This window comes from Niallia sp. HCP3S3_B10 (genome assembly GCF_052064465.1).
Classification (GTDB): Bacteria; Bacillota; Bacilli; order Bacillales; family Cytobacillaceae; genus Niallia; species Niallia hominis.
In genome coordinates, this window is sequence record NZ_JBQHVO010000005.1 from 87,914 (window position 1) to 110,737 (window position 22,824).

Below are 22,824 nucleotides of genomic sequence, written 5' to 3' on the forward strand. Positions count from 1 at the left end.
CTTTTTACATCATTAGATTGTGTGCAATATGCGTTTTGCTCGCTCATCCTGGAGCCAGCAGTTGATTTGATGGTGATTGTTCAAATTACTTTCTAATGGATACACCCGCTTGCAAACTTCCATAGCATAGGGGCATCTAGCAGTAAAAGAACATCCTTCTGGCGGTGAAAATAAGTCTGGTGGTGTTCCGTCTATCGGTACTAGTTCTCCTTCTTGGTCCAATCTAGGTACAGAGTTTAATAGACCTCTTGTATAAGGATGCTGGGGAGAATAGAAAATGTCTCGTCTATTACCCATCTCCACTATTTTTCCAGCATACATAACTGCCACACGGTCAGCTACTTGTGCAACTACGCCTAAATCATGTGTAATTAAAATGATCGATACATCTCTTTTTTGCTGAATCTCTCTAAATAGGTCCAAAATCTGCGCTTGAATGGTTACATCTAAAGCAGTTGTCGGCTCATCTGCAATCAAAATCTCTGGCTCGCAAATCAATGCCATCGCGATAACAATTCTCTGTCTCATCCCTCCACTAAATTGATGGGGATATTGTTTTAATCGCATTTCTGGATTAGGGATTCCAACTAATTCAAGCATTTCAATAGCTTTACTCTTTGCTTCCACTTTTGAGATTTGCTTATGCTGCTTAATCCCTTCCATAATCTGATCACCAATTGTTAACGTAGGATTTAAGGCAGTCATTGGATCTTGAAAGATCATGGAGATAGAAGAACCTCGAATTCCTCTCATTTCTTCCTCTCTCAACTTTGTTAAATCTTTCCCTTTATATAAAATAGAACCATCCTTGATTTTTCCCGGCGGACTGGGGATTAATCGCATAATCGTTTGGGAAGTTACACTTTTTCCACAACCAGATTCGCCGACAATTGCTAATGTTTCCCCTTTTTTTAATGAAAAATTCACTCCTCTGACAGCTTGTACCTCTCCTCCATATGAAGCGAAAGAAACATGTAAATTATTAACTTCTAACAGACTCCCCATTATTTCCCACCCCTTAACTTTGGATCTAATGCATCCTGGAGTCCATCACCCAACACATTAAAAGCAAACATCGTAAGTGAAATAAATAATGTTGGGAAAAATAGTCTCCACCAATGACCTGTTAAAATAGCAGATAGTCCTTCATCTGCCATTACCCCCCAACTTGTTAAAGGAGCTTGAATACCAAGCCCTAAAAAGCTTAAGAATGCTTCCGCAAATATCGCGGAAGGAACGGTTAAAGTCATCTGAACAATAATTGGCCCCATAGTATTGGGAAGTAAGTTTTTTCTAATTATTCTGTAAGTTTTTGCTCCAAACGTTTTCGATGCTAAGATAAACTCATAGTTTTTTATTTGCAGAACTTGCCCTCTTACGATACGCGCCATCCCAACCCATCCTGTAATAGATAGTGCGATAATAATGGAACCTAATCCTGGCCCCATCACTACAGACATTAAAATAACAATTAATAGATAAGGTAGTCCATATAATACTTCTACTATTCTCATCAAGATATGATCTACCCTGCCACCCTTGTACCCCGATAGACCTCCATAAGCTACCCCTATCAAAAAATCAATGACAGCAGCAGCAATCCCAACAAATATCGATATTCTTGCTCCATACCAAGTTCTAGAAAACACATCTCTGCCTAAACTATCTGTCCCAAACCAATATTCAGAAGATGGTGGCTGATTTTGATTAATTAGTTTTTGCTCTGAGATCGAATGGGGAGAAAGAATCGGTCCTATAATAGCCATGATAATTAGTAGAATTAAGAAAATTAATGCTCCCAACGCTAATTTATTCTTCCCAAGATTTCGCCATGCTTCCTGCCAATAGGATAGACTTGGTCGAACAACCGCTTCTGCTTCTCCTTTCTTTTTCTCTATTGGCACAAACCATTCGTCAAGAGCAATATCTTCCTTCTCTTCGTACAATGTTTCCTGAGGTAAACCCATTGCTATCCCTCCTTCTTCTGAAGTTTTATTCGAGGATCCAATATGCCATATGCTAAATCAACGAGGAATAGCATGATAATCAAAATGGTACTGTAAAAAATAGTAGTTCCCATAATGACAGGGTAATCACGGTTATTGATACTATCTACAAAGTATTTTCCCATACCAGGTATCGCAAATATTTTTTCAATCACGAATGTTCCTGTTAAAATACTAGCTGCTAAAGCACCTAATAATGTCACAACTGGCAAAAGAGCATTGCGCAGTGCGTGTTTTACAATGATTTTGAATGGAGATAGCCCCTTCGCCTTTGCCGTTTTTATATAATCCTGTGTTAACACCTCTAGCATGCTTGTTCTTGTTAATCGCGCAATAATGGCAGTTGGACTTGTCGCAAGTGCAATCGTCGGTAAAATCATATGCTTCCAGCTTGACCAAGTTGCTGTCGGGAGTATCTTCCAATTTACAGCAAACTGTTGAATAAGCATGGTTGCTAAAACAAAGTTAGGAATGGATATGCCTATTACTGCTATTGTCATCGCTATATAGTCAATGACCCCGTTATGTTTAAGGGAAGCAATTACCCCAAGTGTTATCCCCGAAATGACAGCAACTACTAAGGCAACCATACCGAGCTCAAAGGAAACAGGAAATCCTCTTCCAATCATTTCATTCACTGTTTGAGATGATTTTTTTATCGAAATGCCAAAATCAAAGGTAGCGATTTGTTTTAAATACATTCCATATTGGACAATTAGAGGTTTATCTAGATGATATTGCTCCTCTAAGTTTTTCTGAATAGCCTCATTTGTCGTTCTTTCATCATTAAATGGAGAACCTGGTGTGAAATGCATTAAGAAGAAAGTAATCGTAATAATAACCCATAGAGTTACGAGCATCGAGACAAACCGCTTTATATAATAAGATTTCATCACTCCTCACCACCTAACAAAATGTTGTTCTCATCGCAAGTTCAGTCATAACTAGCATGGCTTGATAAGCTTCTAAAATGCTTTTTGCTTGAAACCGAACTATTGTAGTACCTGGTTCTATTTCGGTTCCTGGCATTAGATGGGCCCATTCTGCTTGTCCATAATTAGCAAACTCAATTCGGAGTAAAGGACTTGTTGGTGGTACTAGCGGCTTTATTAAATGTTTTCTTTCTAGTGCTTCCTTTGTCTTTTCCTTCAATAATTCTCCTGCCTGAGCCGGTGTTAAGCTCAAAGCTGCTGATCTTGAAATACTATTTTTCACAATTGCTGTTGTTACATTGGGAATAAGCTTCTCTGCTTCTTTTGCAGCTTGATCATCCCCTGCAACAAGAAGAATGGGGACTCCATAATACCCTGCGACATAGGCATTAAACCCTAATTCGCCAACTACCACATCATCTATGTACATATTACGAACTCCAAAGATCATGCTATGTGTCATAACACCAGGAACGGAAGCTCGTGCATGATAGCCAACAAAGATTGCCCCATCATATGTAGCATCAAGGCCCTGTACCATTGAGTACGGCTTGACATCTCCTGTTATTATCTTTGTTTTCGGATGAAATCTTTCTACCAATAAATTATTCATTTTACTATGACTATCATTCACAACTACTTCTTCTACGCCCTGGTCAAACAAGCTTGTTACAACATAGTTCGCCTCATCCGTCATTAGAATCCGGCTTCTTTCGTAATTTAACTTAGTTGAATCAACCTGTGTGTGATCAATTAATCCTGTTATTCCTTCCATATCAACAGACATATAAATTTTCCCCAATAGAAAAACCTCCCCTATTTTCTTATTAGCCCTCTTTATTCGTACAAAATAAAAAATCCAGCCAATAGAGAAATAAAGTCTCTATCAACTGGATTTCCTCTGCGTATAACAGAAAAAGCAGTTTTATACCAATTCTTTTAATAGTTGTTTATATTTAATATGGGCATTCTTAAAAGCAACCATAACTGCCTTTTGAGAAGATCCAAAATAACGACTTTCTACTTCCTTTAAGACAGTGTCTGTATCTAACATCGATTTTCCAACAACGATAGACTTAATAAAGGAAGAGGTAATATTAATAGTTGAAGAACATTCAGCATCCACAATTGTATGCGAAACTCTATCCACAACCAATGCGATAAAAAAACCATTGTATTGCTGCATAATTGCATTATTAGAGGATGTTTTACTTTCTCCAATAATATAAACGGTATTAGCATGATACATGTGATACTCCTCCTACAAACATCTGGATATTGCATGAGATATCTATGAGAAAATCATAAACATTCGAAGCAATGCATATGTCTTAAGAAAAGCGCGGTTGCCTTGATTGGCAAAAGACTACTAACATACTTTTCTTCCTATCATTTCACAAAATAGTTAGAATCTTTTCTGACTATAAAAGATAGATTTAGATTATATAAAAAATTGTAATACACCACCCTTTTTTACGCAATATATTTTTAAGTATTTTCTAAATATTTTAACAAATAACGTAAGAAAAGATGACATAAGTAGTAATTTTATATTAAACACACGTCCTACAAGTAGAAATATGTGCCCTAAACCTTCTATTATCCGTATTTTCCTGCAATTATCTCAGAAGATAATTTAATATATTCTCCATCCATTGCGACACAAACAGTATTTCTCCCTTCTTTTTTGGAAGCATATAGTGCTTCATCTGCTTCCTTAATCAAAAGGGGAAGTGCTGTACAATTTTCCTTTAACGCAACACCAAAGCTTGCAGTAATATTAATCACTATATCATCATAATGGAAGGGAGTTTCTGCAATTAATCTTCTCAACTTACTAGAAATGGTACTGGCTGCTTCTGCTTCTTTCCCAAATAAAAAGAGAATAAACTCTTCTCCACCGTATCTGCCGAATACGCCACTTTCTGGTATAACATTTCTACTTAAAGATGCAACATGCTTCAGCCCTTCATCTCCTCCAAAATGACCATATGTATCATTTATTTTCTTAAAATGGTCAATATCAAACAAAACAACAGCCATCTTTTCATGTGAGGCAAACATCTTTTCAGCTATAGATAGAACATACGCCCGATTATATATTTGCGTTAATCCATCCGTGTATGCCAGTTTCGTTAAATTCATCTGTTCCATTTTTTGCTCGGTAATATTAGTAAAAATAATAGTAGTGCCAACAATCGTCGACTCCCCTCTTTTTATTGGGGATATCTTTGCTTGATAATATTCTTTTATAGAATTATTACTCATCTCTACTTCCAGTATTATTGATTCTGTATGGACATTTTTCAATAAGGGAAGGATTTGATTATCCACTCCTAATACAGCTGCTATATGCTCCCCTATTTTTACATGTGAAAATATAGGAAAGGCTGCCTTATTAAAATCTTTAATGTGATAGGTTTGATCTAATACAAGAACAGCATCTCCCATGCTTTCAAATATATAATCCTTTTCGATGGGCGGAACCAATAAAAACTTTGTGGATATGATGGAGTATAAATAAAGAGAACTAGAAAATAGCATGGCAACTGGAACAGGATCAAGACCACCAGGAGTAATTCCTATTAAATACGAAAAAGCAGCAGCAATCGGAACAAAGACTCCTATTAACAGAATGATCACTTGTTTCGTTTGTCTAGATTTCTTTCTAAACCAATAGATTGCTAGTAATACAAAAGCAATCGCAAGCGTACCGAATGTGTATGCTCCATGTATTAAATACCATTGCCCTATTGTGATTTGCATAATAGGAGTTGCATTGCGATATTCTAAATAGACAGATTGGTAGAATAAATGGTGAAAATCATTTGTCGCAAGTAGTAAAAAGGATATCGCCGGTATTAAATAATAGAAAAAATACGTCTTTTTATTCAAATGTCGATCATAGCCAATATACTGCAAAACAAGAATTAAGGTAGCAGGTGCTGAAAACGGCATCCCTAAATACTGAATGGCTGTCCAAAACTTCATTCCTTCTATCGTTGTACTCGCAAGACTTAATGCATATCCAAATGCATAAATAGCTATAAAACATGAAAACCATAAAAAGGTCCTCATTCCCTCAAACGCATGTCTATTCATATAGGCAATAATTCCTAATATGACATGCAATGCACCAGACATTGTTATGAAAACAATATATATCATTACTGTATGATCCATTAAATTTACTCCTGTAGTACCGTGATCATCTGTCTCATTTTCATTTTGGGCCCTCAATTCTTTATATTCTTTCATTCTATTATAATTCTTGTTAAAAGTTGATACTAGATAAGAACAAAAAAAACTCTATTTTGCTATTAATGAAAGTATAATAACCACCAGATTTATAGGTTACACAGAAAAAAACAGAACCTTTCCATCGTGAAACAGCTCTGCTTTTTTTGGCTATTCTATTGAATTTAATAATTTCACCGCTATTTCTTCCCCATTTGCCATACATGCAGCAATCCCTACCCCGAAGTATGAACATCCTGCAAGATACACATTTGGATATAAGTCAGCTAAGTTTTGAGTAAGTGCTTCTACCGCTTGCTTATGATCTAAAGAGTAAACCGGCATCGCATTATCCCACTTTGTCACTTCATAGCTTTTTGGATTCGAGGTAATTCCTAAACTCTTCTCAATATCCTTTTTTGCCTCTTTTATCAGCTCTTCTTCTGTCAGACTATTCAATCGTGCAAAGGCCGGATTCGTTTTTTTATAAAAAAGCCGCAATAATAGCTGATTATTCTTTGATGTATGTTTCCACTTTCTGCTTGTCCACGTACATGCATTACAAACAATATCACTATCTTCTGCAACAATAAATCCCGTTCCGTCTTTAGGCAGCTCTTCATCTGGTATATCATAGGATAAATACAAGGTAATATTCGATGAATTCTTTAATTTGCCGAATATCGTGTTTAACTCTTCCTTGTTCAAAATTCTTTGCGTTATATCTTGAGGTGTCGATAACACTACAGTATCCACTATTTGCTGTTCCCCATTTGATAACTTAATTTCATATTGATCATCTATTTTTTTCATGCCAGTAACTGCAATTCCCTTTAAAATCGTTACATCTGTTAGTACTTCTTCCAATCGATTAATAATAGTAGATAACCCTTTTTTAAAAGAGATAAATTTCTTATCCGCAGCAGACTGAAATGTTTCTTTATTCCTTCCAAGGCCACGGATAATGCTCCCATACTTTTCTTTATAATCCAATAGATAAGGTAAGGTAGATCCCATTGTTAACGAATAAATATTACCTGAATATACACCTGCAAGAACTGGTGCAATCTGTTTTTCCACAATTTCTTTTCCGAGATAATACTCTAAAAACTCACCAATAGACGATTCTTTCGTAAAGCATATATTTGTTCGAAAAAGATCCTTTAAAGCCTCTATCTTCCCTCGCGTAGATAGAAGCTCACTTGTAAAAAGTGCTTCTAGCGTCATCGGAATGCCGAATATAGAATCCTTAGGAATTTCTAACAACTTATTTTGAGTATGAATATAGGATGTTCCTGTTGCATTAAAAACAAGTTCCTCTTCTAAGTTCAGTTCCTTTACATAGGGGAGAACATTTTTATTCCGCGCGACAATAGAATCCGCTCCAGTTTCCATAATAAAATCATCTTTTTTTACGGTATGAATTTTCCCACCAAGATATTCATTTGATTCTACTAGCACTAAACGGAGCCCTAAGTTTCTTTTCCTGTTTTGTTTTTGTAAATAATACATGGCAGTTAACCCCGTTATTCCACCACCAACGACTAAAACTGTTTTCACAATTCCTACACCTCATTTACTAATGACAATATCTAAAAACTTGTTTTCTCTACGATTTCTTAGCTGTTTTTATTATAAAACAGGTTTACCATTTTCTTTCTATTTATCAACATATTTTTTGTGTCTATTTGTTCACAATTTAGCAGAAATTTAACTGCATATGGTAGTAAAATCCATTGTATAATAATGTTAACCACGAAATGTAAGCGCTTATTGAAAGAATCACTATTCTTTTTTTACAACGCAACAATTATAACGTATTCCTGATGAATGACAAAAAATTTGATCGGTGGTGTCTATCTATATGGCTAACAGTCGACTATCTGTTGCTATCCATATCCTATCTTTAATTGCCTCGAAACCTTATGAACAAATAACCTCTGATTCTATTGCAGAAAGTGTTAATACAAACCCTGTAGTGATAAGAAGAATGTGTGGTCTTTTGAAAAAAGGTGGAATATTAACGAGTAGAGCAGGAATTTCAGGGGCTATTCTATTAAAATCTCCTGCTGACATCTCTCTTTTGGACATTTATTTAGCTGTTCAATCAAAAAGTGAATGGTTTGCGCTACACGATCACCCAAATCACGATTGTCCAATCGGCTGTAAAATTTATCCTACACTAGAGAAGACTTTTTCTACTATCCAGAAATCAATGGAAAAGGAATTAACACAAATTACCTTACTGGATGTAATGGAAGAAATGGATTTATACAGTAAGATATAACATCAATTGAATATTTTAAAATAGAACACAAAGAAGAGGCTGGAACATAAGTATTTCAACTAAAAATAAACACGAACTTTTATATACTTAATATACATAAAAATTCGTGTTTATCAGTTGGAAAAAAGTTTAAAAACGAAGTGAAATGGAGCGGAGGACGCTCGACTCCTGCGGGAAATAGAGACGCTTTAGACCCCACACAGCGCATGCGAGGAGGCTCATTCCTCCCCGGCGCATCGTGCGTCTGTAGCGCAATGGAACGACTTAGTTTTTACGCATAATTTTATTTGAAAACATAGATAACCATCATGAGGAAGTAGCTTTATTTAAGACTACATTAGAAATTGTTCGTCTTTAAAGATTAGTTATTTTGTTTTGACCCAGACTCTCTCTATCTTTATTTATATGAATAATTTCTTGGAAAATCGTCTCCCAATCTTTTGTCTTAGCAATTTGCTTTCTTCTTTTTTCCCACTCTTGATTTCTAGCTATGTTCATCATCTTGTCACATGCTTGAATATATGTATCCACTTCCAGCCCACCCTGCAGAAGTTCATAAACACCTTCTTCTACATATTCCTTTGTTGAGGGGAGGTTCATCCCTATCACTGGCTTTCCAGCAGCAAGAAACTCAAACAGCTTTAATGGAAAAATAGCTTTATTGTATTGGGTATCCTTATATGGCATTATCCCAATGTCTAATGTATGCATATATTCCGAAACCTGCTCTCTCGGTACACTTCCAGCCCAATGAACATTTGACTCCTCCAATAATTGCATAAATTCTTGGCTAGAATTAGTGCCATCAGGTCCCACCAATAATATCCGCCAATCCTTCCTTCTTTGTGCTATTTGCTGAATAAGATTAAAATCAAGCTTTGGCTTGATTCCTCCAATATACCCAATCGTTAGTTGCTCTTTATCTATTAGAGGAACATTTTTCGCCTGTTTTTGAAAAAGCCCATATTCCACACCATTTTCAAACGTGTAAATTTTGTTGTGATAGACAGGCATTCGGTTGATTAATTCCTCTTTTAAAAAACTAGAAGTACAAGTAATATAACTCGCTTTCTCTACAATTCTTTGTTCACTTTTCAAAATGACTCTTTGTTTTAAATAGGCAAGAATAGAAAATTTTCCACTTAACTGTTCTGCCCATAGATCACTACAATCATAAACGATCTGATCCCAATCATATATCTTATAGAGGGTCGGCAATGCTGGGTAAGTATACCATAATTTCACCAAGTACCGCCCTTTCTTCTCTGCTAAATAGTTGCTCAAGCTGCGAAGCTTCTTTTGATAAAAACAGGGAATAAATCGAGCGAATCGTTGTATTTTATGATTTCCCAAATCACCAATTATCCATTGATAAATGCCATTTTCTAATTTCGTTACTTCCGGCATTTGCTTTTGCCCTGGACAAAGCCAAATTACTTCCTCTGTATCTTGCTGTTTTTGTAGGAACTCTGCAAATCGATGTCTACGGTATGTTAAATGATCTAGATTCCAAATACCAGTCGCCACAATAACATGGATTGTTCTCATTTTAATATCTCCTTACCTTTTACAGTCTTTTCCGGATAGCATTATAGGCATAATGAGAAAAATACCAAGACGACTGCAAGAAATTCAACTGCTCTATTTGGCGATACACATGCCAATTATTTTTTGCTGCCTTCCATTTGTTTTTGGAGATAGATTCATTTCCCACCCTGTATTCTGCTAGTATTTCATTTAAGCCAAACGCACGGAATCCTCTTTTTAAAATCATTAGCCAGGTTGCCAAGTCTTGCCGAGTACGGATATTAGGCATACGGAAATCTCCCACTTGGTCACGATCAATTAATACAGTAAGGCAACCGACAATTGTATTTTTTAGCATCGTTTGATAGTCAACTCGCTTAGGAGCACGAATATATTTATTTAAATACTCTCCTTTTTGATCAATCCACTCATAGGCAGTAAAGGTAAAAGCATATTTGTTATCCATCATATAAGCTAACTGTGCTTCAAGCTTGTCTTTTTTCCATCTATCATCACTGTCTAAAAAAGCGATGTATCTTCCACGGGCATGAGCTAGTGCTATGTTTCTGGCAACAGCAGCTCCTTCATTCACCGTCTGGTAAAAAATACGAATGCGTCCATCTCCCTTTTCCCATTCCTTTAATAAATCGACCGTTCCGTCCGTTGAATAATCATCAACAATTAATAGTTCCCAATCCGTGTAAGTTTGTTCTCTGACTGATTCGATGCTATAAGATATATATTCTTTACAATTATATGAAGGCATAATAATGGATACAGATGGAGCCATTCTACATTCACCTCTTTAAATCCGTTTCAGATTTTATAAACACCGGATAGATTATCCATAAACAACTGAGCATGATTCCAATCATAACTCCTAAAAGCGCCCGATCTTGTTGAGAAACTACTCTGTTATCTGCCTTAATTGCCATAACATCCTTCACTAGCATCGCTGGCTGAAGTGTTAACTGTTTCGTTTTTAGCTCGTATAAAAATCGCTCTTGATCTACTACCAAGTCTTCTGAAACGGTCTTTTCCTGAAGCTGATTAATGCTTTCTGAAATAATTTCATCCTTTTCTTGATAATAGCGCTGATCCATTTCTAAAAAAGCAGTTACTAATTCTGATAACGAATTCAATGCTTCTTGTTCATTTGATGCAGTCAAGGCAAAGCTTATTTTTTTAGGTGTATCAGTAGAAATAAGGAGATGCTCCCTATCGATTTCCACATCTGGTAAATATTCTTTAAAAGTCGTTTCATTTCTTAATAAGGACGCGATTACTTCACTATTATTCAAATACTCATTTTCATAATTTCCAAGTAAAATCGTTGCCTCTGCTTTTACATCTGTAATTTCTTTCCCTGCTGGTGCGAACCATCCAATTGCTCCGAGAAGGATGCTGAGTATTAATAAGAACAAAATATATCTTTTTAATCTAGCTGTAATAAGTGATAAACCGAACTTCACGCACGAACTCTCCCTTTCCGCTATGAAAGTTAAGATTCTAGCTTTCTATTTTTATAAACAGACAATGTAGATAAAATAAACCCTAGAAACACCCAATGGAAATATAAATTCATCACTGAACTTGGACTAATACTAGAAATGAGGAAAGAGACCATTCCAATCATGGATGCTTCTAACAGCATTTTATCTGTCCTGCTATTACTCCTTTGATAGATTCGATAGAATCTTATAAATGTATAGATCCACACAAATAAATAACCAAGCAGAATGACTAAACCAAAATTCCCAGCAATTTCTGCAAACCAATTATGCACTTGATAGACATTTCCAGTTGGAAAGTAGCTTTCATGCTCCAAATAATAAGGAATATTTCCCGCTCCGATACCAAATCCATATGAATCTAGTAAATAATAGAAGGTGTTCCTTAAAAGATTGATTCTTGCCAGGTTTGATGGCAGCACTTCATCGAATCCATATTCTCCTGCTGAGTCCATAAGTAAATGAACTTTGGCAATCCCTCTGTTTGCAAACAAGAGACTCCCTAATACAAATAATCCAAAAAGAGTTAGCAGCATTAACTTTTTCCACCTTTTCGGTATCAATAAGAATAGATAGACTAATCCTCCTCCTATTACCGCAAGCATGGCAGCACGTGATTCCGTTAAATATAGAAGAATAAGTACCATTACACTTAGAAGAAATGTTGATCCTTTCAGCATGGTTTTTTTAGCATTTTTTGCAACAGCTAAGAAGAAGAAAAAGGAAATTCCCAGATAAACAGCAAAATCATTCTGGTTAAAAAAAACAGCTGTAGGGTAGGTTAGTTTATGAACAGAAGCTCCATACAACCCTGAACTTGGCAATTGAATCGAGAAGAAATAATTTACAAAACCTATTCCCACTAATAAAACAGTCATTCCAAGCCAGCCCGCCAAAAAGAACTTCAATTGCTGCCTTGTTTTAAATGTCATACTTGCTAAATAAACGAATGCTATCCCCATCATCAATAAGGACAGATATTTAATGGATGCAATAATGGAGATGGACCAAAGAACAGATATCATTCCATAAAGTATCCACCCACCAAAAAACAACCAAATAAATGATAGACCACTACGAGTAAAGTCCACCACCAACCTTTTATCGTATAAAGCAGTGCACACGTACAAAATAATTGCCAATAATAGCAATATTCTGTACAAAAAAAGAGAAAAGGCACCGACATTTACACTAATGACAGACTGGTTCAAAAAGGTAGAAAGCAGCAAGGCATACATAACCTTTCGGAATAATTGGTCAAGTGTCATGACTGATTTTAAATAAACGCCTAATTGTATAGAAATCCATATGCTTACAATAGGAAGTATCCAGGTTAATTTATACATCGTTGTCACATATAAAACGGTAAGACAACCGATAAATAAGACTGTAAATCCTATTGTTTTGCTTACTGTACGATTATTTCCCAAACTTCTACAATCCTTCCTCCCTATTCTACGCTTACTTTTGTAAAACTTTTTTTGATGAGAAAAGGGTTTCTCTCAATCCATTTTCTAAATTGGTTCGAGGCATCCATTCCAATTGTGCCATTGTCTCCTCATTACAAAGAATGCTATGTAAAATATCTCCAGCTCTTTCTGCTTTATATATTGGATTAAAGGAAAAACCGCTAATTTTCCCCATCTTTTCCCAAAGCTGATTGATAGAAATTCGATTATTTGAGGAAATATTTAAACAAACATTTTCTTGTTGCTTTAATGCCAGTACATTTGCATATGCTACATCTTTTACAAAGATAAAGTCTCGAGTCTGTTCTCCAGAACCGTAAATGATCGGCGTCTCATTTTCAAGAATACGATCAGCAAAAATAGAAATAACTCCGCCTTCTCCTTTGCCATCCTGCCTTGGTCCAAAAACATTGCTATATCTTAGAATCCCATAGGATAAGCCATAAAATTTATGTGCTAGCTTTAGATATTTTTCGACAGTTAATTTAGTCAATCCGTAAGGTGATTCTGGTAAGGTTGGATGATCTATCGTAACAGGAAGCGCCATAGGGTTTCCGTATACAGCTGCAGAGGAAGCAAATAATATTTTCTCCACAGAGGCACGAATAGCTGCTTGAATCACATGCAAAGATCCTTTTACATTTACATTTTCATCATGCAATATATCATGAACCGATTCTGCCACACTTACTTGGGCAGCCTGGTGAATAATAAAGGAAGGATGTAAGTCGACAATAACATCGATTACTCTTGGATCGGTTATATCAAAGGGACAAATTTTAACAGGCAAATCTTTAATATGATCAAACTTCCCTGATGAAAAATTATCGATAACGACTACTTCATATCCTTCTTCTAATAGAGCTTCTACAATATGTGATCCAATAAAACCTGCTCCACCTGTAACTAGAACCTTGGTCATTTTGCTTCCTCCCAAATGTGATTTATTTCATAAGTAGAATTTGTCGACTTATTTGTTAATCCTTCATATTTCTCTATTAGTTTTTTAGCATTATCAACTACAGAGTAATTTGCATGGACGTGCCTGGATAATTCTTCTATTACCTCTTCATAGAAAATTGGATTAGCCATTAACTCTTTTACTCTTGTTACGATATCTTGTACCGATTTAGGTTGGATTAATAGATTAGAATATTTACCAAATAAATCTGGTATCCCACCTACATTCGTACAAATAATTGGGATTTTTAAAGCCATCGCCTCTATTACAACGGTTGGCACCCCCTCCGAATAGGACGGTAAAATAAAAATATCGCTTGCAAGTATATATTCTCGCACTTTATCATTAGGAATTTGCCCCACTAAAAACAATCGTTCATTGTACATTTCCTGCCTTTGTAGCCTTTTCTTTTCCGGTCCATCGCCCACATAAACAACTACATATTCTGCTGGAAGAAAAGGCAATGCGTTTGCTAATTCAAAAATCCCCTTTTCTTTCACCAGGCGTCCAATATACAGAATGATTTTTTTACTCTTCGGTAATGTTAACTCCCCTTTACGCTTTGCTTTCCATATCGAGGCGTCCGTTATCTTGAATGTCGTTAAATCAATCCCTATTGGCAACGGGGTACATTCCCTACCTGTTTTTCGCTCTGCTGCTATCGCAAGGTGCTTCCCTACGGCGATTACTTCATCTGCAGATTTAACCGTTTTTTGAAAAATCCGTTCTGCGCTTCGACTGAAAGAAGGATAAATATGAACATCACTTCCATGCAGTGTTAAAAGCCATGGCTTCTGACATTCAGCAGCAATTATTCTGGCAGCACCTCCAGAGGGCATTGCAAAATGAGCATGGATAAAATCGAAATGGAGATTTTCTTTCTTCAAGGTGTTAAGAATACTTCTTGCAATCCGTTTGTCCGGCTGAAACCAGCGAAGTTGACCCGGAGTTGCTCTATACACTGGTCTGTATACCTTCACGCCATTCCGCTTTTCTAAATAGGGGAGATTCTTTTTTCGATACTTTTTCTTCCATACTCTAATAATGGATGTATTTAAGGGAATAGGATTAATAACCGTTACTTCTACTCCTAAAGAAGTTAGTGCTCTTACCTGTGTTTCATGAAACACTCCAATTCCAGGGTTCTCCTCACTTGGGTAAACACTGGTTATCCACAATACCTTCATGATACGTAACCCTCTTTCTATAGGTTTATCTGCGATTATTGATACTCTCCTCTAAGCTCTAGCTTTTTTGTTACAAGGAATAACAAGAAGTAGCTGATCCCACTTATCAACACAGACCATATTAGCGTCCAAACCAAATTATTGTGGAGCGAAATCATTTGATTTTTCAATACAAATGCGATCACACTACTTACTCCTGCAAGAATAAATGGCAACAGCAACACTTTGATATATCTTTTTAGTTGAAGGCCAATCATTCTAGTTAATAAAATTCTTCCACCTATAAAATTCAGTATGCTTACAGCTACATATGTCCATGCCACCATTTCCAGCTGCTCACTTTGAACTGCTGCTAGCAATGCTAAACTGTAGCAAACTAATACTCCTGAATCCCAATAAAATGAAATATTCGCCTTTCCCTTGGCTAAAATGATGCTGCCATTTGGGTTCATAAGGACTCTTAGGATCCCGACAATAATCATAATTTGCAAAATTGGAATGGCTTCTCCCCATTGCTTACCAAAAAATAGAGGAATAACTATATCTGCAACAGAATAAAGCCCGAGTAGCAGCGGAAAAGAAACAAGCGCCAATAATTTGGTCATGTACAGATAACCAGTTTCTAATGTCTGATTATTATTTTTATCTTTCGAAAACACTGGAAATGCAACTCTTGTTATGATGGGATTTAATTTAAGAACAGGAATGGTCACTATTTGATAGACCAAGCTATATATTCCTAATGCCTCCATTCCAATAAATCTCCCAATTAAAATCATATCTACATTGCTACCTAGACGATTTACGAGACGAGATAAAAGCTGATATATCCCAAAAGAAAAGAATTCTTTACAGTCTTTCATATCTAAAACAAAGCTTGGTTTCCACTTTGGAAGATAACAAATAAAAAAAAGAACTCCTTTCAAGGAATAGAGACAAATCTGCGATATTACATACGCATTTATTGGGTCTTGTTTCGTGAAAACAATCAAACCAATTAAGAGCCCAAAGCTTAAAATAGTTGCTATCGTCTCTATTTTTCCTAATAGCTGAAAGGATAAGTCGCGCTGCATTAGATACTGGGATTGCTGGCCGATTGGAGCAATCAAGAAAACAATAGATAACAGGCGTATTTTTCCCTCTAGCTCGTTTGTTTGAAAGTAATCTGCAATAATAGGACTAGCAGCCTGCATAACAATACAGATTAAAATCCCCAAAAGAATATTGATCCAAAATAAAGTGGACAACTGTCTATTTGTTGCATGATGCTTTTGAATAACAGCTGCCCCTAGTCCAAGTTCGACAAAAATCTGTGCAAAAATAATGATGGTTGTCAACATGCCTATCATGCCAAATTCCCTTGCACTCATTGCATTACCTAGTATTACAAACTGCCCCATCTGTAATAGAGTAATGACTAACGTCGCTATACTAGTCCATTTTGCTCCACTGTTAATTTTGCTTTTAATGGAGTCCAATTACCTAGCACCTTCTCCTGTTAAGACAACCTTTATTGTTTTTAACAAAATGATCATCTCTAAAGTAAACGTCACATTATTAATATATTGAAGATCGTACTTGAGCTTTTCCTCTGGCGAAATATCATATCCGCCATTCACTTGTGCAAGACCTGTCAACCCAGGTTTCACAAGAAGCCTATTGGAAAACCCATCAATCTCTTCACTAAATTTCGCTGTAAAAGACGGTCTTTCTGGTCTTGGTCCAATTATGGACATATCGCCTTTTAATACTGAAAATAGTTGGGGTAATTCATCAATTCGCGTTTTTCTTATAAAGGTCCCGACTTTTGTAATTCTTGGATCATTTACTTCCGCCCATTTTTCGCCATCTTTTTCTGCATCATTTCTCATCGAGCGCAATTTAATTAAACGAAAGCATTTCCCATTCTTTCCGACCCTTTTTTGAATATAGAAGGGTGAACCTGGGGAATCTACTCGAATAAGAATAGCAAACAATAGAATGAATGGGAGTGAAATCACAATACCTATACTTGCTATAAAGAGATCCATCATTCTTTTAAAAAATGGATAAGAGGAAACTTTTTTTGATGACGTAAGTTTATTTGCTTGTACAATTGATATCTCTTTTAAAATATGGATACTCCTGTTAGCCTGCATTTTTTTCACCTCAAAGTTTTATCTATCTGGGCTATTTACAAATTTAGTATATGGTTCTTTTGTTAATAAATCGTTGAATCTATTTTAAAGAATGGTAAATGATTGTAAATTTCCAGTTATTTTTCGATATACATGGATGATTTTTATGGAATGAGGTGGTGATCCATTAATGGAATTTGACTGTATATTTTGTGTGGTAGTCTTTTGCAGAGGAAGCTAATTCTGTCTGTTACGGTCCCTTGCTGTTTTTCTTGTTTACGGGCTCAGAGAACGCTTCTCTGTTACCTTCTCTTCCTGTTTTTCTTGCTTATGGGCTCAGAGAACGCTTCTCTGTTACCTTCTCTTCCTGTTTTTCTTGTTAATGGGCTCAGAGAACGCTTCTCTGTTACCTTTTCTTCCTGTTTTTCTTGTTAATGGGCTCAGAGAACGGCTCTCTGTTACCTTTTCTTCCTGTTTTTCTTGTTAATGGGCTCAGAGAACGGCTCTCTGTTACCTTTTCTTCCTGTTTTTCTTGTTACCAGACTCAGAGAGCGCTTCTCTGTTACCTTCTTCTCCTGTTTTTCTGGCTCCCGGGCTTAGATAAAGCTTCTCTATTACCGTCTCCTCCTATTTTTCTCACTCCCCGGGCTCAGAAGTCCCACTCTGTCCCTTTCCAAAATAAAATAGGACTGCCCATCAACCGACATCGGTTGACAGACAATCCTTACTCAAAATCAAAAATCAATTTAATAATAATGTGACTATTCCAATGAACAGTACACTGCATAAACACCATGAATCTTGTTTTTTCCAGTTGATTCTCCGAAAAGTAGATCTTTTTATTCCAGATCGATATCCTTTTACATCCATCATATTAGCCATATCCTCTGCTCTATTTATCGAACTAACAAATAAAGGAAGAAAAATTGGCACTAGTGTTTTCATTTGCTGAAATAATGAACCTTCGCCAAACACTGTACCTCTTGCTCTTTGGGCATCCATTACCTTTTGGGTTTCATCTAGTAAATTAGGAATGAAACGTAAGGAGATAGATAGCATGATGCTTATATCATCAATCGGAACTTTTACAAAGCGTAATGGTGATAATAATTTATTTATCCCATCTGTCAAATCGATTGGTTTCGTTGTTAATGTTAAGACCGTTGATAAAAATACCATCATGACAAAACGGCTAAAGATAAAAATTCCATTTATTAAGCCGTACTCTGAAATGGTAATTGGTCCCATAGTTACATATACGTTGCTTCCAGAAGTAAATAGCACTTGTAATACCACTGTGAATAAGATAAGCCAAATCATTGGTCTTACTCCCCGTACATAAGTACGAAATGGAACTTGTGATAAATGCATGATAGAAAATGTGATGAGCCATAAAAATAAGTAGGCTTGCCAACTATCTGCTATAAATAGCATCACTATAAGTAAAATGACTGAAATCATTTTTGCCTGAGCATCTAACCGATGAAGCCATGATCCTCCAGGAAAATATCTCCCTAAAATTAATTTATTCATACCAATCCCACCATAACCAAAGCATCTGCTAGCTCATCTAACGTTAGGCATATCTTTGGTAATTTCATTCCTGTTTCCTGTTCAATTTTTATTTGATAGCGCCGAGCCTGTGGCAATTCAAGTCCCCAACTCTCTAGTAAATCTGAATCTGTAAAAATCGTTTTTGTTTTTTCGTATTTTATTATTTTTCCTTGATCCATTAAAATAACACGATCAGCGTATAAAGCTACATCCTCCATGTCATGCGTAACCAAAATGGTAGTTAAGCCTTCTTGTTGATGCCAACTAGAAATGAGAGACATAATTTCTTTTTTTCCCTGTGGATCTAATCCAGCACCAGGTTCGTCTAGAACAAGCACAGCAGGTTCCATTGCTAAAATCCCTGCAATTGCAACTCGTCTTTTCTGCCCCCCCGATAAGGAAAACGGGGATTTTGATAAAATGGATGGCTCTAGCCCCACTAACTCAATCATCTTTTTAGCAGTTTTTTTCGCTTCTTCTAAAGGCACGCCAAAATTCATGGGCCCGAAGCAAATATCTTTTTCCACTGTTTCAGCAAATAATTGGGACTCTGGAAATTGAAAGACCATTCCCACTTGTTTACGAATGTTCCGGATATCCTTTTTAGGATACGGTTGCTTAATGACTGTTTCTCCAATACGTACACTGCCTTTTGTCGGTAGAAGCAAGCCATTTAATATCTTTAACAAGCTAGATTTCCCAGCACCAGTTCTTCCAATGAGCGCTGTAAAAGTCCCTGATTCAATTGTAAGATTTACGGTATTTAATACGTTGGATTTACGGATTGGTCCGAGCTGATAATTTGCTGACACATCCTTTAATTCGATTTGCATATCCATAACACCATTTCTGCTTCTGTCATATATTTTTCTGGAACATTACACTTTCTATTTTTCAATGCATTTCTTAGTTTTTCTGCAAAGGGCTTTTCAAGTGATGAATCGGTGAAAAATAGCTGGGAAGGACTTTCTATTTTCGCTACTTTCCCTTGCTTTATGACCATAACTTTATCTGCATGGGCTGCTTCCTCCATATCATGAGTAATCGATAGGATTGTCATTCCTTTGTTTGTTAACTTACGTATTGTGTCCATTAATTCCTTTCTGCTTCTCGGATCCAACATAACAAAAGCTTCATCCAAAATGAGCACCTTTGGCTGCAATGCAAGCATTCCTGCGATTGCAACTCTTTGTTTTTGACCACCTGATAATTGAGAAGGATCTGCCATCCGATACTCGGTCATTCCAACATCTTCTAATGCCTTATCCACTCTTTCTCTCATTTGTTTATATGGCATATTTATATTTTCCAGTCCGAAAGCAACATCATCCTCTACCGTTGTTCCAATGAACTGATTTTCAGGATTTTGAAAAACGATGCCGATATCCCAAGATACTGATTCTTTCCTTAAAACTGTTCCGTTTATTTTCAGTTGTCCTGCATCAGGTTGAAGCAATCCAACAAGCAAATGAGCTAACGTGGATTTACCACTTCCATTATGACCAATAAGTGCGGTCCATTCCCCTTCTCTTAATTGAAAGGAAACATCTGATATATTGCTCCTGTCCTGTTTTTTATCATATCGAAAGCTTAATCCTTCCACTTCCAAAACAACACCCAAACTAATCCCCCCTATCCCTAAATAGAAAAGTGCAAGTCTCTTAGTGATCAGTAAATTTCTTATCTAATAATGAAAGACATTGCTAAAGACACTACTAGAAATCCATTAACAATAATCAAGTTTTTCACAGCTAAACTAAATGTTTTTGATTTAACTTGGAGTTCATTAAAAATCCGCATATGCTTATATACTGGTAAAATAGCAACTAAGCTTAATAACGCTATTATTGGTAGTAAATGTAGAAAGACTGAAATCAAAATAGCAACAAAAGATCCTACATAAAGCCCGTTATACAGCCATAAGGAATATTTTTTGCCTAGATAAAACGGCAAGGTAAAGCGATGATTCTTAATATCTTCTTCTACGTCACAAATATTATTTGCAAGCATAAGGTTTGCTATCGTAAACATACATGGTAAAGACACAATAATGATTTCTATTATTTTTATCAGGTTAACTTGGAGAAATATCATTTCCTTTTCCCAAGTCAAAGCGGCAATTCCAACATCAAAGGCATTTACATATACCGTTAGAAAAACGATACCAAACCCCATCGTAACTCCAGAAAACACTTCTCCTAAAGGCATTCTTGATAAGGGAATTGGCCCAAAGGTATACAAAATTCCAATGCAAAAGCATATAAATCCAATTAAAAGTACAAGTAAGTCTGTCTCGATACTAAGCCAGATTCCCAACCCTGTTGCCATTAAAAAGAGCGTAAGTATCGTTGCGATAACCGTGCTTTCTTTTATCCCTTCCTGCCCAATCACGTTTTTTTCTTTCCTATATTCATCACTTTTCGCTTTTCGATAATCCATATAGTTATTTATTGCTGTTGTTGTTAAATCAAAGATGAGCATAGAGCTAAAGAATATAAGCGTATTTTTCAAATGAAATGCATCGTATCGGTATAATACAAATAATATCCCGATGAAAAACGGAAAAACACTAGCTATTTTTGTTTGGATTTCTACTAACTTTAAAAATGAACGAATCGACATGCCTTACGCCTCCCTCTTCCTTATTAGTTCGCTATTTCAAATTTATCATTCGTTAAAGTAAATTTATCTTTTAGTCCCGATGTTAAGTAAACCTTCTTATCTTTTGTTACAAAAATAGCTTCCATTCCATCCATTTGTTCTACTGCTTTTAATCCTTCATCTACTCCTTTTATAAATATCGTTGTCGAATATCCATCCCCATCAAACGACTTATCAGAAACAATGGTTATTCCCGCAACATCATTATTTACAGAATAACCTGTTTTAGGGCTAAGAATATGATGATATTTGACACCATCAACTTCCAAATAACGTTCATATATTCCTGATGTTACAATGGATGTATCCGTTTCTTCCATTTTCCCTACCATTTCTCCTCTGTCTGAAAATGGATCCTGAACACCAACTTCCCAAGGCTTTCCTGATGCATTCTTTCCTTTTACATAAATGTTTCCGCCTAAATCGATAATGGCAGATTTCACCCCATTATCCTCTAATACCTTCACAACTTCGTCTGTAATAAACCCTTTTGCAATTCCTCCTAAGTCCAACATCATTCCTTGTTCTGGCAAATAGACGGTTTGCTTCTCTTCATTTAATTCTATCTTTCTATAATTAATAAAAGGGAGGATTTCATCTATCTCTGCTTGAGTCGGCTTTTTTTCATCTGGAAATCCGATATGCCACAAATTAGTAAGGGGACCAATTGTGATATCAAAATCGCCTCCTGAGTATCCACTATAATCTTTTCCTGCTTTCACCAAACGATAGATATCATCTGGTACCTGTACTGGTTTTAAACCAGCATTTTCATTGATTTCGTCAATAATCGATCCTTCTTCATTGACTGTAATTTGACTTGCAAGCAGCTCTATTCGATCGAATACTTGGTTCAATACTTCTTCTTTATCTTTATCAAAGATTTTAATGGTTACTACTGTTCCCATTAAGAATTCCGTTTTTTTATAGGGGGTACTCGTTACCCCTGTGTCTGTATCCTTTTGCTTGCCACAGCCTACTAATAAAAAGAGGGAAAGTAACAAAATCGCCGCCTTTTTTAATTTTTTCATTAAACCCATTCCCTTCTATGAATATCACATTATAGTTATTTACTATTTTTTGTTGATTACCTAAAAGCCGCCATTTATTTCACAATGTGAACTTTTTCACATTTATAACATCGTCATTTTATCATTGCATTCTCTTACTGTCTATCGACTTTTTAGTGTACAAAACCCTGTAAAACAGCTCATTTCCGGATTAATCATTGTCGTAATAGTGTTTATCAGTGACCTTTTAAAATATGGAGAATTTATGACAAAAATCATTCATTCGTAATTGTTGCAAAAATGTGAACAACCGTAATTTTTAAATGTATACATTCTATGAAGTCCATAGACAGATAAAAACCACA

General features: G+C 36.0%; 21 protein-coding genes. 1 reads left to right on the plus strand and 20 read right to left on the minus strand.

Translation table 11 applies throughout. The features are described from left to right. Positions 1–12 precede the first annotated feature (12 nt). From ACTNDN_RS04730 to ACTNDN_RS04760, 7 genes are all read right to left on the minus strand, one after another. Positions 13–1,005, minus strand: coding sequence for an ABC transporter ATP-binding protein (locus ACTNDN_RS04730; RefSeq protein WP_109767892.1), 993 nt, complete (start codon positions 1,003–1,005; stop codon positions 13–15). Continuing rightward, on the minus strand, positions 1,005–1,967 hold the full coding sequence (locus ACTNDN_RS04735; protein WP_031534996.1) for an ABC transporter permease: 963 nt from the start codon (positions 1,965–1,967) through the stop codon (positions 1,005–1,007). The genes ACTNDN_RS04730 and ACTNDN_RS04735 overlap by 1 nt, the downstream gene beginning before the upstream one ends. Positions 1,968–1,969: 2 nt before the next feature. Further along, positions 1,970–2,899 carry an ABC transporter permease gene (locus ACTNDN_RS04740; protein ID WP_031534998.1) on the minus strand — a complete coding sequence of 310 codons (930 nt, stop codon included), beginning with the start codon at positions 2,897–2,899 and terminating at the stop codon, positions 1,970–1,972. A 13-nt stretch (positions 2,900–2,912) separates the two neighbouring features. Then, positions 2,913–3,725, minus strand: coding sequence for a M55 family metallopeptidase (locus ACTNDN_RS04745; protein ID WP_031535000.1), 813 nt, complete (start codon positions 3,723–3,725; stop codon positions 2,913–2,915). A 138-nt stretch (positions 3,726–3,863) separates the two neighbouring features. Continuing rightward, positions 3,864–4,187 carry a DUF3870 domain-containing protein gene (locus ACTNDN_RS04750; protein ID WP_031535002.1) on the minus strand — a complete coding sequence of 108 codons (324 nt, stop codon included), beginning with the start codon at positions 4,185–4,187 and terminating at the stop codon, positions 3,864–3,866. A gap of 350 nt (positions 4,188–4,537) precedes the next feature. Continuing rightward, positions 4,538–6,196: a histidine kinase N-terminal 7TM domain-containing diguanylate cyclase gene (locus tag ACTNDN_RS04755; RefSeq protein WP_251627863.1), complete on the minus strand. Its 1,659-nt coding sequence runs from the start codon at positions 6,194–6,196 to the stop codon at positions 4,538–4,540. Positions 6,197–6,346: 150 nt separating this feature from the next. Then, positions 6,347–7,735 carry a protoporphyrinogen oxidase gene (locus tag ACTNDN_RS04760; RefSeq protein WP_251627864.1) on the minus strand — a complete coding sequence of 463 codons (1,389 nt, stop codon included), beginning with the start codon at positions 7,733–7,735 and terminating at the stop codon, positions 6,347–6,349. A gap of 304 nt (positions 7,736–8,039) precedes the next feature. Between ACTNDN_RS04760 and ACTNDN_RS04765 the strand changes: the two genes are divergently transcribed. Then, positions 8,040–8,462, plus strand: a complete 423-nt coding sequence (locus tag ACTNDN_RS04765; RefSeq protein WP_235248452.1) for an Rrf2 family transcriptional regulator — start codon at positions 8,040–8,042, stop codon at positions 8,460–8,462. 354 nt (positions 8,463–8,816) lie between these two features. Here the strand turns inward: ACTNDN_RS04765 and tuaH are convergent, their stop codons facing one another. The 13 genes from tuaH to ACTNDN_RS04830 form a co-directional block, all read right to left on the minus strand. Beyond that, a complete protein-coding gene (gene tuaH, locus ACTNDN_RS04770) occupies positions 8,817–10,010 on the minus strand; it encodes a teichuronic acid biosynthesis protein TuaH (protein ID WP_048718169.1) in 1,194 nt (397 codons plus the stop codon). A gap of 19 nt (positions 10,011–10,029) precedes the next feature. Beyond that, entirely contained in the window at positions 10,030–10,779 is a 750-nt protein-coding gene (gene tuaG / locus ACTNDN_RS04775; protein ID WP_251627865.1) for a teichuronic acid biosynthesis protein TuaG, read from the minus strand. Positions 10,780–10,786: 7 nt separating this feature from the next. Continuing rightward, on the minus strand, positions 10,787–11,461 hold the full coding sequence (locus ACTNDN_RS04780) for a hypothetical protein (RefSeq protein ID WP_251627866.1): 675 nt from the start codon (positions 11,459–11,461) through the stop codon (positions 10,787–10,789). 29 nt (positions 11,462–11,490) lie between these two features. Then, positions 11,491–12,930: a teichuronic acid biosynthesis protein TuaE gene (tuaE, locus tag ACTNDN_RS04785; RefSeq protein ID WP_441130812.1), complete on the minus strand. Its 1,440-nt coding sequence runs from the start codon at positions 12,928–12,930 to the stop codon at positions 11,491–11,493. A gap of 31 nt (positions 12,931–12,961) precedes the next feature. Further along, the gene (locus ACTNDN_RS04790; RefSeq protein ID WP_031535018.1) at positions 12,962–13,891 is read right to left on the minus strand and encodes an NAD-dependent epimerase/dehydratase family protein; all 930 of its coding nucleotides are present in this window, start codon (positions 13,889–13,891) and stop codon (positions 12,962–12,964) included. After that, positions 13,888–15,117, minus strand: coding sequence for a teichuronic acid biosynthesis protein TuaC (gene tuaC / locus ACTNDN_RS04795; RefSeq protein ID WP_109767889.1), 1,230 nt, complete (start codon positions 15,115–15,117; stop codon positions 13,888–13,890). The genes ACTNDN_RS04790 and tuaC overlap by 4 nt, the downstream gene beginning before the upstream one ends. A 35-nt stretch (positions 15,118–15,152) precedes the next feature. After that, entirely contained in the window at positions 15,153–16,595 is a 1,443-nt protein-coding gene (gene tuaB, locus ACTNDN_RS04800; protein ID WP_031535022.1) for a teichuronic acid biosynthesis protein TuaB, read from the minus strand. After that, the gene (locus ACTNDN_RS04805; protein WP_031535024.1) at positions 16,596–17,255 is read right to left on the minus strand and encodes a sugar transferase; all 660 of its coding nucleotides are present in this window, start codon (positions 17,253–17,255) and stop codon (positions 16,596–16,598) included. Positions 17,256–17,975: 720 nt separating this feature from the next. After that, positions 17,976–18,767, minus strand: coding sequence for an energy-coupling factor transporter transmembrane component T family protein (locus ACTNDN_RS04810; RefSeq protein ID WP_251627868.1), 792 nt, complete (start codon positions 18,765–18,767; stop codon positions 17,976–17,978). Further along, positions 18,764–19,621: an energy-coupling factor transporter ATPase gene (locus ACTNDN_RS04815; RefSeq protein WP_031535028.1), complete on the minus strand. Its 858-nt coding sequence runs from the start codon at positions 19,619–19,621 to the stop codon at positions 18,764–18,766. Before ACTNDN_RS04815 ends, ACTNDN_RS04810 begins: the two co-directional genes overlap by 4 nt. After that, on the minus strand, positions 19,606–20,409 hold the full coding sequence (locus tag ACTNDN_RS04820) for an energy-coupling factor transporter ATPase (RefSeq protein WP_035415984.1): 804 nt from the start codon (positions 20,407–20,409) through the stop codon (positions 19,606–19,608). Before ACTNDN_RS04820 ends, ACTNDN_RS04815 begins: the two co-directional genes overlap by 16 nt. 59 nt (positions 20,410–20,468) lie before the next feature. Beyond that, positions 20,469–21,410, minus strand: a complete 942-nt coding sequence (gene menA / locus ACTNDN_RS04825; RefSeq protein ID WP_031535031.1) for a 1,4-dihydroxy-2-naphthoate polyprenyltransferase — start codon at positions 21,408–21,410, stop codon at positions 20,469–20,471. Between the two features lie 23 nt (positions 21,411–21,433). Next, positions 21,434–22,480, minus strand: a complete 1,047-nt coding sequence (locus ACTNDN_RS04830; protein ID WP_031535034.1) for an FAD:protein FMN transferase — start codon at positions 22,478–22,480, stop codon at positions 21,434–21,436. Positions 22,481–22,824 lie beyond the last annotated feature (344 nt).